At 33.4% G+C, this 18,353-nt stretch carries 16 protein-coding genes and 1 tRNA gene; 11 read left to right on the top strand and 6 right to left on the bottom strand.

Annotation, left to right across the window (positions count from 1 at the left end; all coding sequences use genetic code 11):
• Window positions 1-2: 2 nt before the first annotated feature.
• Both AC3QL1_RS01000 and AC3QL1_RS01005 read left to right on the top strand, forming a co-directional pair.
• Window positions 3-737 carry a head GIN domain-containing protein gene (locus AC3QL1_RS01000; RefSeq protein ID WP_492494381.1) on the top strand — a complete coding sequence of 245 codons (735 nt, stop codon included), beginning with the start codon at window positions 3-5 and terminating at the stop codon, window positions 735-737.
• Between the two features lie 81 nt (window positions 738-818).
• Window positions 819-1,652, top strand: coding sequence for a GIN domain-containing protein (locus AC3QL1_RS01005; RefSeq protein WP_492494382.1), 834 nt, complete (start codon window positions 819-821; stop codon window positions 1,650-1,652).
• Between the two features lie 128 nt (window positions 1,653-1,780).
• Here the strand turns inward: AC3QL1_RS01005 and trxB are convergent, their stop codons facing one another.
• Both trxB and AC3QL1_RS01015 read right to left on the bottom strand, forming a co-directional pair.
• Entirely contained in the window at window positions 1,781-2,728 is a 948-nt protein-coding gene (gene trxB, locus AC3QL1_RS01010) for a thioredoxin-disulfide reductase (RefSeq protein ID WP_492494384.1), read from the bottom strand.
• A gap of 676 nt (window positions 2,729-3,404) precedes the next feature.
• Window positions 3,405-3,479 (bottom strand) — tRNA-Pro (locus tag AC3QL1_RS01015).
• A gap of 271 nt (window positions 3,480-3,750) precedes the next feature.
• Here AC3QL1_RS01015 and AC3QL1_RS01020 point away from each other — a divergent pair.
• From AC3QL1_RS01020 to AC3QL1_RS01060, 9 genes are all read left to right on the top strand, one after another.
• Complete coding sequence (locus AC3QL1_RS01020) at window positions 3,751-4,155, top strand: septal ring lytic transglycosylase RlpA family protein (protein ID WP_492494386.1); 405 nt, start codon at window positions 3,751-3,753, stop codon at window positions 4,153-4,155.
• A 118-nt stretch (window positions 4,156-4,273) separates the two neighbouring features.
• A complete protein-coding gene (locus AC3QL1_RS01025) occupies window positions 4,274-6,766 on the top strand; it encodes a DUF2339 domain-containing protein (protein WP_492494388.1) in 2,493 nt (830 codons plus the stop codon).
• The gene (locus tag AC3QL1_RS01030; protein WP_492494390.1) at window positions 6,729-7,979 is read left to right on the top strand and encodes a hypothetical protein; all 1,251 of its coding nucleotides are present in this window, start codon (window positions 6,729-6,731) and stop codon (window positions 7,977-7,979) included. The genes AC3QL1_RS01025 and AC3QL1_RS01030 overlap by 38 nt, the downstream gene beginning before the upstream one ends.
• A gap of 230 nt (window positions 7,980-8,209) precedes the next feature.
• Complete coding sequence (locus AC3QL1_RS01035) at window positions 8,210-8,977, top strand: ParA family protein (protein WP_042566029.1); 768 nt, start codon at window positions 8,210-8,212, stop codon at window positions 8,975-8,977.
• A 5-nt stretch (window positions 8,978-8,982) separates the two neighbouring features.
• Window positions 8,983-9,885 carry a ParB/RepB/Spo0J family partition protein gene (locus AC3QL1_RS01040; protein WP_492494391.1) on the top strand — a complete coding sequence of 301 codons (903 nt, stop codon included), beginning with the start codon at window positions 8,983-8,985 and terminating at the stop codon, window positions 9,883-9,885.
• Window positions 9,885-10,445 carry a DUF5683 domain-containing protein gene (locus tag AC3QL1_RS01045; protein WP_492494392.1) on the top strand — a complete coding sequence of 187 codons (561 nt, stop codon included), beginning with the start codon at window positions 9,885-9,887 and terminating at the stop codon, window positions 10,443-10,445. Before AC3QL1_RS01040 ends, AC3QL1_RS01045 begins: the two co-directional genes overlap by 1 nt.
• A 41-nt stretch (window positions 10,446-10,486) precedes the next feature.
• Entirely contained in the window at window positions 10,487-11,188 is a 702-nt protein-coding gene (gene dapB, locus AC3QL1_RS01050; RefSeq protein WP_492494393.1) for a 4-hydroxy-tetrahydrodipicolinate reductase, read from the top strand.
• 63 nt (window positions 11,189-11,251) lie between these two features.
• Window positions 11,252-12,805, top strand: a complete 1,554-nt coding sequence (gene lepB / locus AC3QL1_RS01055) for a signal peptidase I (protein WP_492494395.1) — start codon at window positions 11,252-11,254, stop codon at window positions 12,803-12,805.
• A gap of 91 nt (window positions 12,806-12,896) precedes the next feature.
• A complete protein-coding gene (locus tag AC3QL1_RS01060) occupies window positions 12,897-13,517 on the top strand; it encodes a WbqC family protein (protein ID WP_492494397.1) in 621 nt (206 codons plus the stop codon).
• Between the two features lie 55 nt (window positions 13,518-13,572).
• Here AC3QL1_RS01060 and AC3QL1_RS01065 read toward each other — a convergent pair whose 3' ends face one another.
• From AC3QL1_RS01065 to mutL, 4 genes are read right to left on the bottom strand one after another with little or no spacing between them, the layout of a single operon-like run.
• Window positions 13,573-14,619, bottom strand: a complete 1,047-nt coding sequence (locus AC3QL1_RS01065) for an endonuclease/exonuclease/phosphatase family protein (protein WP_492494399.1) — start codon at window positions 14,617-14,619, stop codon at window positions 13,573-13,575.
• Window positions 14,620-14,638: 19 nt separating this feature from the next.
• On the bottom strand, window positions 14,639-15,502 hold the full coding sequence (locus tag AC3QL1_RS01070) for a rhomboid family intramembrane serine protease (protein WP_492494400.1): 864 nt from the start codon (window positions 15,500-15,502) through the stop codon (window positions 14,639-14,641).
• Window positions 15,503-15,557: 55 nt separating this feature from the next.
• Window positions 15,558-16,373: a rhomboid family intramembrane serine protease gene (locus tag AC3QL1_RS01075; protein WP_492494401.1), complete on the bottom strand. Its 816-nt coding sequence runs from the start codon at window positions 16,371-16,373 to the stop codon at window positions 15,558-15,560.
• Window positions 16,370-18,271, bottom strand: coding sequence for a DNA mismatch repair endonuclease MutL (gene mutL / locus AC3QL1_RS01080; protein ID WP_492494403.1), 1,902 nt, complete (start codon window positions 18,269-18,271; stop codon window positions 16,370-16,372). Before mutL ends, AC3QL1_RS01075 begins: the two co-directional genes overlap by 4 nt.
• Between the last annotated feature and the right edge of the window lie 82 nt (window positions 18,272-18,353).

Here is an 18,353-nt window from a genome sequence, read left to right on the forward strand (position 1 = left end):
CCATGATAAAAATAATCATTCATATTACAAAATTCCTTATTGCAACGATCACCGCATTATTATTTGCTTCTTGTAATCTAAACATGAATACTGTTGAAGGCAGCGGAAATGTAACTACAGAAAAAAGAATCGTTCAGGGAGATTTTAAAAACATATCAGTAAGCAATGCTATTGATGTTGTAATCGAACAATCTGAAACAACAGAAATTGTTGTGGAAGCGGATGATAATTTGCAGAAAGAAATTACAACTAAGGTAGAAAACGGAACGCTTGTAATTAAATGTAAATTCAGTTCTTTCCGTAACGTTACCATGAAAAAAGTGACGGTAAAAATGCCAGCTCTAGAGAAAATAGAAGCTTCGAGCGCATCATCTGTACAAACTGCAAATGTTTTTCAGGGAGAAAATATAGATCTTGAATCGTCAAGTGCCGCAACAATGAATGTGAACATTGAATCTGATAATATCTCAGCTACATCAAGCAGCGGAAGTTCTATCAATGTTCAGGGAAAAGCGCTAAAAGTTCAAACAAGAGCTTCGAGCGGTGCAAGTGTTGATGCTGTAAAATTATTAGCAAACGAAGTTGATGCTAATGTTTCAAGCGGAGGAAGTATTAGTGTACATCCAATCGTGAGCCTGAAAGCAGATGCCAGCAGCGGAGGTCATATCGAATATGATACAACTCCTAAAACAATTGAAAAACAATCCAGTTCAGGAGGAAGTATTAGTCAGGGATAATATTATCTGTTAAATATAAAAGAAATCATTCATCAAAAGTGGATGATTTTTTTATATTTGTCGAAATCAAATCTAAAATTAATGAAAAAAAGTACCGCCTTACTCCTATTATTATTAGTTACGACATTAACTTTTGCCCAAAAGAAAGAGAAACTAAAAGGATCTAAAATCGTGACCACTTCTATAAAAGAAGTAGGAGAATTTGATGGAATCGAAGCCGATGACAATCTGGAAGTTTATCTGGAACGTGGAGAAAAAAACGAAATTAAAATTGAAGCCGATGACAATTTACACGAAATCATCGGGATGGATTTAAGAGATAAAATGCTTCGTTTGTACACAACAAAAGAAAGCACGATTTTTAAAAAGCTAATTGTTCGTGTTACTTATACAAGTTCGCTTAAAAAAGTAATTGCAAAAAATGAATCGGCTATTTATGCTATTCAGGAACTTCAGTTAGATGATATTACATTTAACAGCTACGATTATTCGAAGTTATTTTTGAATGCGAATGCTAAAAAATTCACTTTAATCGCAGATGATAAAACAAAAACAGAATTGAATTTGAAGGCTGAAGACGGAAGTTTGCAATTGAGCAAAAGTGCGTCAATAAAAACATTGGTACAAGCTATAAAATTCAAATGTGATTTGTACCAAAAAGCCAATGCTGCTATTGAAGGAATTGCCGAAAAAGGAACAATTCGTTTGGATAACAATTCTACTTTTACAGGAACAAAATTCACTTTAAAAGAAGCAAATGTAACCACCGAAGGATATTCAACAGGAATTATTCTTGCCGAAACTGCTATTTCGATTGCTGCAGGAGACAAATCTGAACTTACTTTATTTGGAAATCCAAAGATCGAACTTACCCGTTTTTCTGAAGAAGCAAAATTGATTAAGAAGATTAAATAGTTTTCAGTCGCAGTTTTCAGTCTTGCTGATATAAATAAAAAAAGTCCCAATCGAAATGATTGGGACTTTTTTTATAACTATTGTTGTAGTTCCTCAAACTGAAAACTGAGACTGAGACCGAAAACTGCTTACTCTTTCGACGCTAAATATCTCTCCGCATCAAGCGCTGCCATACAACCAGTTCCTGCAGCAGTAATTGCCTGACGGTATACGTGATCTGCAGCATCTCCGGCTACAAAAACACCGTCAACATTTGTTCTTGATGTTCCAGGAGTATTGATGATATAACCGGTTTCGTCTAGAGAAATATAATCTTTAAAGATATCTGTATTTGGTTTGTGGCCAATTGCTACGAAAAATCCTGTTGCAGGAATTTCAATAACTTCACCGTTAGACTTATTTAAAGCTTTAATAGCGTGAACTACATTATTATCTCCTAAAACTTCAACTGTATCGTGGTTCATTAAAATCTCGATGTTTTCTGTTTTACGAACACGTTCTTCCATAATTTTAGAAGCTCTGAATTTTTCACTTCTTACCAACATGGTTACTTTTTTACAAAGTTTAGATAAGTAATGCGCTTCTTCACAAGCAGAATCTCCTGCTCCAACAATTACAACTTCCTGATTACGGTAGAAAAATCCGTCGCAGACAGCACAGGCAGAAACTCCTCCACCCATATTTAAATAATGTTGTTCTGATGGTAATCCTAAATATTTTGCCGAAGCACCTGTAGAAATAATAACCGTTTCACAGTGTAGTTCGATTGAATCGTTAATCCAAACTTTATGAATATCTCCTGAAAAATCTACTTTTGTAGCCCAGCCATCGCGAATATCAGCTCCAAATCGTTTTGCTTGATCTTGCAGCTGAACCATCATTTCAGGACCTGTAACTCCATCAACATAACCAGGAAAATTCTCCACCTCATTTGTCGTAGTCAATTGACCACCAGGCTGCATTCCTTGATATAAAACTGGATTCATATTTGCTCTGGCAGCATAAATTGCAGCAGTATAACCTGCAGGACCAGAACCAATGATTAGGCATTTAATTTTTTCGATAGTATCTGACATAATATGATTTCATTAATAATTGATGGTGCAAAAGTAAGTTTTTATTGTTGGAAAAAAGAACTCTGCCAATCAGTTTTTGTTATTCTAAAATAAGCAATAATGAATAGAAAGACTTTCATAGTGGATGGGTAGAAACAAAAAAGCTGAACATTTCTATTCGGCTTTTCCAATCGGGACGCGATAACTGTTTCTTTTAGATTTTGTATAAAGCAAACTTCAGTACAAGGCAAAAAAAAGTCTTTTCAAGAAAATGAAAAGACTTTTGTCGGGGTGGCAGGATTCGAACCTGCGGCCTTCCCGATTTTATCGGGACGCGATAACTGTTTCTTTTAGATTTTGGATAAAGCAAACTTCAGTACAAAGCAAAAAAAAAGTCTTTTCAAGAAAATGAAAAGACTTTTGTCGGGGTGGCAGGATTCGAACCTGCGGCCTTCCCGATTGCAATCGGGATGCGATAACTGCTTCTTTTAGATTTGTATAAAGAAAAATTTCAATATGAAGCAAAAAAAGCCTTCTCAAGAAAATGAAAAGACTTTTGTCGGGGTGGCAGGATTCGAACCTGCGGCCTTCCCGATTGCAATCGGGACGAGATAACTGTTTCTTTTAGATTTTGTATAAAGCAAACTTCAGTACAAAGCAAAAAAAAAGCCTTCTCAAGAAAATGAAAAGACTTTTGTCGGGGTGGCAGGATTCGAACCTGCGGCCTCCTGCTCCCAAAGCAGGCGCGATAACCGGGCTACGCTACACCCCGTAAGCGGATGCAAATATAGTAATAAATTCTGTTTTCAAAAGGAAAATGAAAAAATAAATAAAAACTTATTTTCAAATGGTTTCTTCAAATCTTTTTCCAGGAATGCTTTTTTGTTACGCTCAATATATTTTTCAGAAATATGATAATTAAAATCATGTAAACCAACATTTTAAAATTCACTTTTTAAATTATGTCTTTTTATGCAATTAATATGACTTACTGAATCAATCAGAATTCTTTCAATTGATTCTCTTTGCGCAAAATTTTAAAAATGAAAAAAGTACTTATATATCTTGTTTTTTGTTTATCTCTTACCGCTTTTGCGCAGCAAAATCAGAATGTGATCAATGAAAATATAAAAACCGAACCGTTGAAAATCTACAAAGAAAAGGCTCACGCCTCCTATTATCATGATAAATTTGATGGAAGAAAAACAGCAAGCGGTAAAAAATTTGACAACAGTAAATTGACTGCTGCCCACAAAAAGCTTCCCTTTGGTACAAAACTAAAAATCACAAACGAAAAGAATAACAAATCAGTTATTGTAGAAATTACAGATAGAGGACCTTTTATTAATGGTAGAGAAATTGATCTCACAAAAAGAGCTTTTATGGAAATTGCCTCAAATAAAAGAAGCGGTGGTATTATTGTAAAAATCGAGATCATCGAAAATTAACGTATTTTCATTTATGTTCGTCTTATAATTATACACTTCTCAATTCTTTCAGGCAAAAAAACTTACCGTGTTAAAATGTTATTATATTTACCAAATCATAACATCTTATTAAATACATATGGAAGTTTTTCTTTTAGTAGTTTTATTTGGGTTTTTAATTTATATGCTGAATAGTATAAAAAGTCGGTTTGACTATCTTGAAGACGATATTCAAAAGCTGAATAAAAAATTAGATCTTCTAAAAGCAGTTGAAAAACCAGCAGAAAACGTATTTGTAAAACCAACTCCTATATTAAAGGAAGAACCAAAAATCGTTATAAAAGAAGAGCCGGTTTTGCCTGCTTTTGAAAATGTTATAAAAGAAACGCCTGAAATAAAAACAGAAAAAGTTGTTTTTTCTCATGATATAAAAGCAACTCCAATAATAGAAAAAACACCTCCAAAAACTGTAACACCACAAGTTCCTGAAAAATCATTTTGGGAAAACTTCAAAGAAAAAAATCCGGATTTAGAGAAATTCATCGGTGAAAACCTAATCAATAAAATAGGCGTTTTAATTCTGGTTTTAGGAATTAGCTATTTTGTAAAATATGCTATCGACAAAGACTGGATCAACGAACCGGCACGCGTTGGAATTGGGGTTTTATGTGGCGTACTTGTTATGGGAATCGCGCATAAACTTCGTAAAAATTATGCCGCATTCAGTTCTGTAATTGTGGCGGGAGCGATCGCTATTTTCTATTTCACAATCGGAATCGCTTTTCATGATTATCACCTTTTTAATCAAACAGTTGCTTTTAGCATAATGGTTATCATAACCGCTTTTAGCGCTTTGATTTCCTTATCTTACAACAGAATCGAACTTGCCGTACTTTCCTTAATTGGCGGATTTGCAGTTCCGTTTATGGTAAGCACGGGCGAAGGAAATTATGTGGCTCTTTTTAGTTATATTCTCATATTAAACATTGGAATTCTGGCAATTGCCTATTACAAAAAATGGAATCTGGTAAATGTACTTGCTTATATATTTACAATTTTACTATACGGCGGCTGGTTATACAAAGATCTTTCTTCAGATAAACCGCATTATGTTGGCGCTTTGGCATTTGGTTTTGCTTTTTACTTCATTTTTATTTTAATGAATATCATAAATAATATCAGAACAAAAGGAGAATTCTCAAAAACGCAGTTAACTATTTTAGCCAGCAATACCTTTTTGTTTTATGCAGCCGGAATGGCGATTTTATCTCATTTTCATCCTGAATTCAGAGGTTTATTCACCACAATAATTGCTTTGCTAAATTTAACTTACGCCTGGTTTTTGTACAAAAAATTTGGTCTCGACAAAAAAGCCGTTTACTTATTAATTGGACTTACGTTAACTTTTATAACGCTGGCAATTCCTATTCAGTTTGAAGGGAATTACATTACTTTATTCTGGGCTGCCGAAGCAGTTTTACTATTATGGCTTTCACAGAAATCAAAAATTTCAAGTTATCGATTTGGTTCTGTAATTGTTCACGCCTTGATGATTATAAGTTTAATTATGGATTGGAAATTGTTCTACACCGGCGATTCTTCTTTAAACATTATAATCAATCCAATATTTATAACAGGCATTTTTGGTTCAGCTTCCTTTTTGGCAGTTTGGTTTTTGTTGAAAAATGAAACGGAAAATATTACATTATTAAACTTTACTTTCAATCCAGAAAAATATAAGAAATATGCTTTTGTTTCCGGAATTATATTATTGTATTTAACGGGTTTATTCGAACTTATTTTTCAGGCAAATACACATATAACAACTGCAAATAGTGCAATCGCCGTATGTGCACTTTATCATTTGTTGTTTTCGGCTGTTTTAACAACTGCATTAATTAAAAACAAAACCCAATTTGGTGAAGAATTATCGATTGTAATAATCATAATGAATATTGTGCTGTACACTTTCGGATTCTCTAATTATGCATTTTTCGAGCATAAAGAAATTATTCAATCCGGATACGGACAGCCAATCGCTTTTTATCTGCATTATATTTCATTAGCGTTAATTGTGTATTCTGCTTTTCAATTATTTCAGATAGACAAAATACTACAATTTGGAATTTTTAAAAATCGTCATTTTATTTGGGCAGCAGCGTTTTTTATCGTTTACATTGCCAGTTCAGAAGTTATGCTGCATGGTTTGTTTTTGATGAATTCACCAATTACGCTTCAAGATTTGCAGGCAAGCGCACTTTATGCAACAAACAATACCAAATCTGATTTACTGTATCTTCGTTCTGCAGTTGCCGATGATGCAATTAAAATTGCCAGAATAAAGATTATCAAAACCGGATTTCCTGTTTTATGGGGATTTTTAGCTTTTGTCTTTTTAATTATCGGAATAAAAAAACAAGTCAAAACACTTCGAATAGTCGCGCTGAGTTTACTTGGACTGACTATTGTAAAATTATTTTTCTACGATATCAGCAACATTTCCGAAACCGGAAAAATCATATCGTTTATCCTTTTGGGAATTTTAATTTTGATAATCTCTTTCGTCTATCAAAAAATCAAAGTTTTAGTTATTAATGAAAACAAACCTGATGAAACCAATGAAATTAAATAGTTTTTTTATTCTTTTATTGCTGACGAATCTTTCGTTTGCACAATTTCAAACAACAGCAAAAATAAAAGAAGTTACCCAAAATGGTTTCCACGAAATTATTTTATCTCCTGAAATTCGATCTTATTCGAAACAGGATTTAAGTGATATCAGGATTTTTAACGCAAAAGGAAATGAGGTTTCGTATTTTATTCAAAGCAATTCAGAAGCTATATTAAATACTTTTGAAGAATATGAAATTGTTTCAAAAACAGTTTTTCCAAAGAAAAGTACTTCGATAGTTATTGCTGTTCCTTCGGTTAAAAACAACAATCAACTTTCGTTATTTATTGCTAACGCCGATGTCGAAAAAAGCTATTCCATTTCAGGAAGTAATGATCTTGAAGAATGGTTTGGAATATCAAATTCGCAAACTTTATACGACTTAAACAGTTCGACAGAAGCTAGCGTTGTGAAGACAATTTCATATCCGTTAAGCACTTATAAATATCTAAAAATTGATTTTGATGATAAAAAGACACTTCCTGTAAATGTTTTAAAAGTAGGGAATTTTAATACACAGCTTCAAAAGAATATTCTACAGGAAATCACTCCGGCAAAATCAACAAAAACCGAGCTTTCAACTCAAAAACAAACTCAGATTCACGTAATTTTTGATGGTCCGCAAATCATCAATCAAATTACTTTTGAAATTTCGAAACCAACTTACTACAAACGTAAAGTCATTATTTACAAGAAAGTAAAATATGAAACCAGAAAAAAATCAGAAATGATTGATGAAGAAATTATTTCTTTTGAATTAAACTCCAATACGAAAAACAGTTTTACAATTCCTGAAATTTTCGAGAAAGAATTCTACATAAAAATAGAAAATCACGATAACCAGCCTTTGTTAATCTCGGCAATAAAATACTGTCAAAAACCGGTTTCTATTATTGCAGATTTAAATGCCAATGAAAAATACACTATCAAAACAGGCAATAAAAATTTGAATGAACCTGAATATGATCTTTCTGATTTTAAAAATAACATCAAAGGATCTTTACCAAAAACTACGATTTCTGATATTCAGCAAAATGCTGAAGTTAAAAAAGCAGTGGGAGAAAAATCTTTTTGGCAGCAAGGATGGTTTATGTGGGTTTGTATTATTTTAGGCGGAATTACAATTTTGTTCTTCACGGCAAGTTTAATAAAAGACTTAAAAGAAAAAAATTAAGTTTAAACACAATTTGGTTTCTCCTTAATAAATCAGAAAAATGAAATTTTGATCGGTTTTTAAAGATTTAATAACAGAATTTTCGGAGTTATTTTTTGTTTATTATAAAAATTAAAATCTGACAAACACGCACCAAACAACGGCAAATCAAAGTTTATCAAATGTTAACAAAATAGATTTTCAAAAACCATAAATAATTGTATTTTTACGGTTCAAAATTCAGAAAATAAATGGGCAAAATCATTGCGATTGCTAATCAAAAAGGAGGCGTTGGAAAGACTACTACATCAGTAAATCTTGCAGCCTCATTAGGTGTTTTAGAAAAGAAAGTATTGTTGATAGATGCTGATCCTCAGGCTAATGCGACGTCAGGTTTAGGAATCGACGTAGAATCTGTTGAAATTGGAACGTATCAAATACTTGAACACAGCCACACCCCAAAAGAAACTGTTGTTAAATGTTCAGCTCCAAATGTTGATGTGATCCCTGCTCATATTGACCTTGTTGCCATCGAAATCGAATTGGTTGATAAAGAAAACAGAGAGTACATGCTTAAAAAAGCATTAGAAAGTGTAAAAGACGAATATGATTATATCATTATCGACTGCGCACCTTCGTTAGGTTTACTAACTCTGAATGCATTAACAGCTGCTGATTCTGTAGTTATTCCAATTCAGTGTGAATATTTTGCACTTGAAGGATTAGGAAAATTATTGAACACTATAAAAAGTATTCAAAAAATACACAACCCGGATCTTGACATCGAAGGATTGTTGTTAACAATGTATGATTCAAGATTGCGTTTATCAAATCAGGTTGTCGAAGAGGTTCAAAAACACTTTAACGATATGGTTTTTGATACCGTTATTCAACGAAATGTGAAATTGAGCGAGGCTCCAAGTTTTGGAGAAAGTATCATTAATTATGATGCAACGAGCAAAGGAGCAGTTAATTACATTAATCTGGCTCAGGAAATTATAAAGAAAAACAGTAAATAGTTTTTATGACAAAAGCAATTAAAAAACAAGCCTTAGGAAGAGGATTATCAGCATTATTAAAAGATCCGGAAAACGACATTACATCAGTAGAAGACAAAAATGCTGACAAGGTTGTTGGAAATATTATAGAGCTTGAAATAAGTGCTATCGAAATAAATCCGTTTCAGCCTAGAAGCAATTTTAATGAAGAATCATTGCGTGAACTAGCCACTTCTATTAAAGAACTTGGTGTGATTCAGCCTATTACTGTTCGAAAATTAGACTTCAATAAATACCAGTTAATTTCCGGAGAGCGTCGTTTGCGTGCTTCTACATTAGTTGGTTTAACTCATGTTCCTGCATACATTCGTATTGCAAATGACAATGAGTCGCTTGTTATGGCTTTGGTTGAAAACATTCAGCGTCATGACTTAGACCCAATTGAGATTGCACTTTCTTACCAGCGTTTGATTGACGAAATTCAGTTAACTCAGGAACAAATGAGCGAAAGAGTGGGTAAAAAACGTTCTACAATTGCCAATTATTTACGTCTTCTAAAACTGGATCCGATTATTCAAACGGGTATTCGTGATGGTTTTATCAGTATGGGTCACGGTAGAGCCATTATCAATATTGAAGATCTTGATATTCAAACTGATATTTATCAAAAAATAGTAAGTCAAAATTTATCTGTTCGTGAAACAGAAACTTTGGTAAAAAATTATCACGAAAGTTTACAGCCAAAAGCAGAAGGAAAACCAAAAGCGGATTCTTCATTTGTGGTTAAGGAAACTCAAAAAAATACTTTCAACGATTATTTTGGTGCGAAAGTTGATGTAAAAGTCGCTGGAAACGGAAAAGGAAAAATCACAATTCCATTTAATTCTGAAGCCGACTTTAACCGAATTATAAAATTAATAAACGGATAGTGAATAAGATTGTCCCCATAAGTCTATTGTTCTTTCTCTTAGGAACCGTCTCTCTTTTTGCCCAGGCAAAAGAAGAAACGGTTTTAGTCGCTAAAGACACTACCAAGTTAGAGGAAATAGATCCGCTAACACCAGCAAAAGCTGCCTTTTATTCGGCAATTTTACCAGGATTAGGTCAGGCATACAATAAAAAATATTGGAAAATTCCATTAGTTTACGGAGCCATTGGAACCAGTATGTATTTTTATATTGACAACAATAGAAAATACAAAGATTATCGTAATGCTTATAAACGTAGACTTGAAGGTTATAACGACGATAATTATCAATTTTTAGATGAAAGCAGACTTATTGCCGGTCAAAAATTCTATCAGCGTAACAGAGATTTATCAGCCTTATTTGTAGTAGGTTTTTATGTTTTAAACATCATCGATGCCAATGTTGATGCGGCTTTGATTCAGTTTAACGTAAACGAAAGATTATCAATGAAACCTGAAATTTATCCCAACGATGTAACATTTAAACCAAATGTTGGACTAACTTTTAATTACCAATTTTAAATAGCTTTTGTGCTGTTTAAAAATCAAAAAATATATACAAAATGAAAATTGCTCTTTTAGGATACGGAAAAATGGGTAAAGTAATCGAAAGAATTGCTTTAGAAAGAGGTCATGAAATTGTACTAAAGAAAGATGAATCTAATACTTTTGACGGACTTTCTACAGCTGATGTCGCAATCGATTTTAGCGTTCCTACTGCCGCTGTCAGCAATATATCAAACTGTTTTCATGCAAATGTTCCTGTAGTTTCAGGTACAACAGGCTGGTTAGAGCATTTTGATGAAATGGTCGCACTTTGTAATGAAAAGCAAGGTGGTTTTATTTCAAGTTCAAATTTTAGTTTAGGAGTTAATATTTTCTTCGAATTAAATGAATATCTGGCTAAAATCATGTCTCAATTTGATTCGTATAAAGTTACGATGGAAGAAATTCATCATACGCAGAAATTAGATGCTCCAAGCGGAACTGCAATTTCTCTGGCAAAAGGCGTTATTGAAAACAGTAAATATGCCAACTGGACTTTAGACGAAGCAAAAAACAACGAAATTCATATTGAAGCAAAAAGAATTGGTGATGTTCCGGGAACTCATACCGTAACGTATGATTCAATTGTAGACAGCATCGAATTAAAACATACTGCACACAATCGTGAAGGTTTTGCCCTTGGAGCCGTAATTGCTGCCGAATGGTTAGCAGGCAAAAAGGGAATCTACAGCATGAAAGATGTTTTAAACCTAAAATAAATCAATTTAAAGTCTAAGGTTAGCAACTAAAAACCCGAAACTTGAAACATAAAATATAAAATTATGACTCTATATCTTTGGTTCGTATTTTTCTTAGCGGTACAAGTAATTCATTTTCTTGGAACATGGAAATTGTATCAGGCTGCCGGCAGAAAAAGCTGGGAAGCAGCAATTCCTGTTTACAATTCGATCGTTTTAATGAAAATTATTGGCCGACCAACCTGGTGGACAATATTGCTTTTCATCCCGATTATTAACCTGATTATGTTTCCGGTTGTTTGGGTTGAAACTTTAAGAACGTTTGGTAAAAAAACGACCTTAGATACTATTTTGGGAATTTTTACTTTTGGATTTTACATCTATTATGTAAATTATACTCAGAAATTAGAATACAATGCCAACAGAAAATTAACTCCGGAAAACAAAACTGCAGATACGATAAGCTCATTACTTTTTGCGATTATCGTAGCAACATTGGTACATACTTATGTAGTTCAGCCGTATACAATTCCAACTTCTTCATTAGAAAAATCTTTATTAATTGGAGACTTTTTATTTGTTAGTAAAGTAAATTACGGACCAAGAGTTCCTATGACAACTGTTGCAATGCCAATGGTTCACGATACAATACCTTTCTTAAAAAGAAAATCATATTTAAGCTGGCCGCAATTACCTTATTTCAGATTACCAGCTTTTGAAAAAATAAAACGAACCGATATTGTTGTTTTTAACTGGCCTGTAGATACGGTTCACTATTTTTATGAGCCAAAAGGAAGACCGGGCGTTATTAAACCTATCGACAAAAAATCGAATTACGTAAAAAGATGTGTTGGTATTCCTGGTGACAGCTTGTCTATAAAAGACGGATTTGTTTTCATTAACGGCAAAAAATTAGTTTTACCGGAAAGAGCAAAACCACAATATTCTTACTCTGTAGCTTTAGACGGAAAAACGCCTATCGATTTCGAAACTTTAATGAGAGAAATGGATATTACGGATGGTGCTGGTTTTAAAAACGAAAAAAGAGATACTTTATATTTCAGAGCTTTAACAGAAGCAAGTGCTGAACGATTGAAAAATACTCCCGGAATTACTGCTGTAACCAGAGAGATTGACAGAGGAAATGACAATGCAATTTTCCCTCATATCAACAAATGGAGTCAGGATAATTTTGGACCAATTTATATTCCGGAAGCAGGAAAAACTGTGGCGTTAACAAATGAGTCATTGCCATTTTACAAAGAAATTATAACAAAATACGAAGGAAACACACTTGAATTAGATGGTTCTCATTTTATAATTAATGGAAAACAAACCAATAGTTATACCTTCAAACAAAACTATTACTGGATGATGGGAGACAACCGTCATAACTCTGAAGACAGCCGTTACTGGGGTTACGTTCCGGAAGATCATATTGTTGGGAAACCTGTTTTTATCTGGTTAAGCTGGGATACAAATGGCAAAGGAATCAACAAAATTCGCTGGAGCAGAGTTTTCACTACTGTTGATGGTGAAGGACAGCCACAATCTTACTTTAAATATTTCCTTATTCTTCTTGCCGTTTATTTTGTTGGAGAATATTTCTGGAGAAAAAGAAAAGAGAATAAAGCATAAAATAAAATAGTTATTTTTGTTTCAGGTTTCAAGTTTCAGGTTCGTAAATAACCTGAAACTTGAAACCTGAAACTTTTAAAACAAAATCATAATGAACTCGTTATTACTTCCTACCTATTTTCCGTCGATTAGCCACTTTGCAGTTATGGCTCAATCTGAAAGTATCACTTTTGAAATGGAAGATAATTTTCAGAAGCAAACCAATAGAAACCGTACTTATATTTATAGTCCAAACGGAATTCAATTATTAAATATTCCTGTTAAGCATTCTAAAGAGGCACATCAAAAAACAAAGGATGTGTTGATTGAAAACGAATTTGACTGGCAAAAACAGCACTTTAAATCTCTGGAAGCTGCTTATAGAAGTTCTCCTTTTTTCGAATTTTTTGAAGATGATATTTTTCCTATATTCGAGAAAAAGCATACTTTTTTGATGGATTTAAACATGGAAGTTCTTGATATCGTAACGAAGTGTTTGCGCATGAAACTGGAATTTGGCAAAACAACAGAATATTTTCATGAAGCAGAAAACGTTTCTGATTTCAGGTATTTGGCAAACGGTAAAAAAGACGCACATTCATTCGAAAAATACGCTCAGGTATTTGATGACAAACACGGCTTTATAAACAATCTAAGCGTACTTGATTTGCTTTTTAACGAAGGTAAATTTGCAATGGATTATCTGAAGAATCAAAAATTAGAAATTAGATAAAAATATATTCGTGCGTATTGGAATTTGGATTTTAAAATTTGGAATTTATTCTACCTTATTCCATAGAAATCCTTGCCATAATTGGATAATGATCTGAATTTTCGAAGTCAGGAAAACTGTCAAATTTTTTCACTTTCATTTTACTGTCTGAGAAAATATAATCAATTCTGGCAGGATAATATTTGAATTTATAAGTAGCTCCAAAACCTTCTCCGGCTTCTTCAAAAGCGTCTTTGAGTTTTCCTTTAATACTTCGGTAAACATAAGAAAACGGACTATTATTCATGTCTCCACAAATAATAATCGGACTTTTGCACTGCTTGATATTTTCTTTAAAAATCTCGGCTTGTTCTTGTTGCTGGCGAAATCCTTTACTGATTCTGCCATAAATCTGCTGTGATTTCTTTTGATTTACATTATCAATGTCGTTTGAAATCTTATCTACATCAGGCGAAATCTTAATGGATTGCAAGTGCATATTATAAACACGGATAACATCTTTACCGCGCTTTATATCAGCAAAAATCACATTATTATCGGATTTCGGAAAGATAATATTGCCTTCATTTATGATAGGAAATTTAGAAAAAATCGCCTGTCCGGTTTTTATTTGATTTCCATCAATGAAAATATAACGGTGTGGATATACTTTCAGGTCTATATGGGCTGAATTTGAATATTCCTGAATACACAAAATATCCGGATCTTTTTCATCGATAAAAGCCTTGATATTAGATGGAATATCATCACGGTCCAGCCATTTGAAAACATTAAACAAACGAACATTATAACTCATTACTGAGAAATCTTTTTCGTCTTCAACATATTCTTTCGGAGAGAATTTGTAGAATTTGCTAATAAATGTAATTCCAGTTAACAGAACCAAACCGGAAAGAATAAGACGCTTTTTAAACTGAATTGCCCAATACACGAAAAACAATCCGTTTAAGACAAAAAAAGCAGGCATAAAAAGGGTAAGCACCGATAAAAGCGGAAAACTTTTAGGTGCGAGGAAAGGTAAAATATAGATACTAAACGTTAATACAGTCAGTACTATATTCAAAAAGAACATTATTTTATTAAACCACGAAAGGTTTTGCATGTTTTCTTTATTCGAAGGATTATTTTCCTGCTTTAAACAAAAATTCTTTTTCTTCTTTGGTCAAACAATCATAGCCGGACTGGCTAATTTTATCCAAAATTTCATCAATTTGCTGTTGCGTTTTATCTTTCGTAACAATTTTTGATGTTGGTTTTTGCGTAGGTTTATTGTAATTTTTATGAACTTTTTTGAAGGGGGTTGATGGCGATTTTCTGAATAGATTTGTAAAAAAATCTAATATTCTGGAAATCACTATACTCAAATCAGTTCCATTTTGAAGCAATTTAATAAAAATAAATCCAAAAATAGCACCGGCAAGATGCGAAATATGTCCGCCGGTATTCTCTAACCTGAATTGCATTAAATCCAAAATTAAAATTACAGCCGTAATATGCCAAAGCTTAACATTACCAAAAAACAGTAAACGCACACCCATTAAAGGCTGGTAAGTTGTTACTGCTACAAGAATTGCCATAATCGCAGCTGAAGCCCCAACGATAGAACCTGCAACATTTGAGAAGTAAAAACTTAAGGCAAAAACAATACCTGAGAAAATTGCACCCAAAATGTACAAGCCTAAATATTGCTTTTGGGTAAAAAAGGTCAGGAACAAGTTACTGGCAAAATTGAGAACCATCATATTGAACAATAAATGCCAAAATGATGCATGAAAAAAAGCATAAGTTAAGAACGTCCACGGTTTAAATAAAAACACATTTGGATCTGATGATAATGCCAGCCAATTTGGATATTCAAAACCACCTCCTGAATATTGATAAAAAAACACTAATGAGATCACAAAACAAGCCACGTTCCAGTAAATAACGCGCATTGCAATTCCACCTAACTTATATTGTAATTTTAAATCATCAAGAATATTCATAAAGACTTTTTTTGGTCCCGAAGCCTCGGGATAATTGACTATCTAAAGTTAGAAATTAATTCCAACGATTTTTGTTAAACTGATTTTTTTTCCAATATAACATCATTAAATAACCAGTAAGAGCTCCACCAACGTGAGCAAAATGAGCAATTCCAGTTCCACCTGCGCCAAATAGTGAACTTCCTTTAAAACCTAAAAATAAATCAATTGCCAAGATTCCTGGAACGAAATATTTTGCTTTTATAGGAATTGGAATAAACATTAATCCTAATTGTGCATTTGGAAACATAAAAGCAAAAGCGGTAAGCAAACCATAAATTGCTCCAGAAGCACCAAGTACAGGCGACTGAACAATGCCGCTTGCCTGAGCCAATGAATTAAACTGTTCTTGAGTGCAATGTACCTTATTCAAAATAACTGAAACATCAGTACCTTGTATCATCTTACCATTTGAATCAAATAAAGATGGAAAATCAGCATTCAAAATTAAATGAAGATCAGATTTAGATAAATTCAAACTAGATACAGAATCTAAGACAGACTGCAATTGTAAGTAATTGACACCTGTATGAAGTAAAGCAGCACCTAATCCGCAGGAAATATAGAAAAACAAGAATTTTTTTCCTCCCCAAAAATGTTCTAGTGCAGAACCAAAGCTATACAATGCAAACATATTAAATAAAATATGAGCAAAGTTTGGCAATTTTGCATGCATAAACATGTGTGTAATGACCTGCCAAATTCTGAAATTATCGCTTTCGGGATAATACAACATTAAATAATTATATGAAACTGGCACTAATTGTGAACCAATAAAAAATATAATATTAATTATCAATAATTGTTTTACTACGGGAGTTATGTTCATCATAAGGCAAACTTTTTATCTATGTCTTCCACACGCATTGTGATGAAAGTTGGTTTTTGAAAAGGTGATATATTGGGATCTTTACAGGCAAACAATCCGTTTACCAAATTATCCTGTTCTTTTTCGGTTAAATAAGATCCGGTTTTAACCGCTAAACTTTTTGCCATCGATTTGGCAATTGTATCGTTCTGACTATAACTGTTTGCCGGAATTCCGTCTTGCAAATCGCTTAATAATTGTTCTATGACCATCGAAACTTCACTTTCAGTAATATTAACCGGAATTCCGGAAATTACGATATGATCTGTTTCTGCTTGTTCAAAAACAAAACCTGTTGTTTCCAGCGAAGGTTTCAATTCTTCAATTAATGTCATTTCATCAGAAGAATAAAACAAATTTAAAGGAAATAACAATTGCTGACTTGAAGCCTGATTTACCGTCATATTCAGCAAAAACTGTTCGTACAAAATACGTTGGTGCGCACGTTGCTGATCGACAATAACCATTCCTGATTTTATAGGCGAAACGATATATTTTTTATGTATTTGATAGGTTTTCTGAGGCGCTTGTTCTACATCATCATCATTAAATAAAGAGGATGTTACTTCTTCATTCTCAAAAGTAAAAGGCGAACTTTCGATACTCTCCGTATCTAATCCCACATAGAGGCTTTCCCAGCTTGCAGTTGGCTCCACTCTTTTAGAAGAATATCCCGAATACGAATTAGATCCTGAGCCATAACCGGAACCCGAACCTGAACTTGCTTTAGAATAATGCTGATTGGTTTTATCATCGGTAAACGGATTAAAATTTCCATCTACCTGAATGGTTGGTGTTTCTGCTTCTAAATCTTTATAATGATATGGCGTATCTAAATTCGCATCGCGATCAAAATCTAAAACCGGCGCTACGTTAAACTGCCCTAAACTATGTTTGATGGAAGCTCGTAAAATAGCATATAAAGCCTGCTCATCATCAAACTTAATTTCTGTTTTTGTTGGATGAATATTGATATCAATAGTGTTTGGCGGAACTTGCAAATACAAGAAATAACTCGGCTGTGAACCATCTTTCAAAAGTCCGTCGTAAGCTGCCATAACTGCGTGATGCAAATAACCGCTTTTAATGAAACGATCGTTTACAAAAAAGAACTGTTCTCCCCTGTTTTTCTTGGCAAATTCAGGTTTACAAACAAATCCCTGAACATTTATGATTTCTGTATCTTCATTTACCGGAACCAGTTTTTCATTGGTTTTACCCGACATTATACCCACAATTCGCTGGCGATACCCTGCAGCGGGTAAGTTGTACATTTCACTTCCATTGTGATAAAAAGTAAAATGAATATTAGGGTGCGCCAAAGCTACACGCTGAAACTCATCCATAACATGGCGAAATTCAACCGTATCTGACTTTAAGAAATTACGACGTGCGGGAATATTAAAAAATAGATTTTTTACGGCAAATGAAGTTCCTTTTGGCAAAACGGCTACTTCTTGTGAGACAAATTTACTTCCTTCGATAACGATATGCGTTCCTAGTTCGTCCTGATCCTGTTTTGTTTTCATTTCCATGTGCGCAATTGCGGCAATAGAAGCCAGAGCTTCTCCACGAAAACCTTTTGTACATAGTGCAAACAAATCTTCGGCCTGACGGATTTTTGACGTTGCATGACGTTCAAAACACAACCGTGCATCTGTAACGTCCATTCCTTTACCATTATCAATAACCTGAACCAGAGATTTACCGGCATCTTTAATAATCAATTTAATGTCGGTTGCACCTGCATCAACAGCATTTTCGAGCAATTCTTTGACTACCGAAGCGGGTCTTTGAACCACTTCTCCAGCGGCAATTTGATTAGCAACGTGATCAGGAAGTAATTGAATAATACTCGACATTAAGAAATTTGGGTTTAAGGTTATGCGTTGATTTTAGTTTGTTGTGTTGTAAAAATCTCAGATTGATACTATTAATTTAGAT

Source organism: Flavobacterium sp. GW823-FHT04A11, from assembly GCF_058796535.1.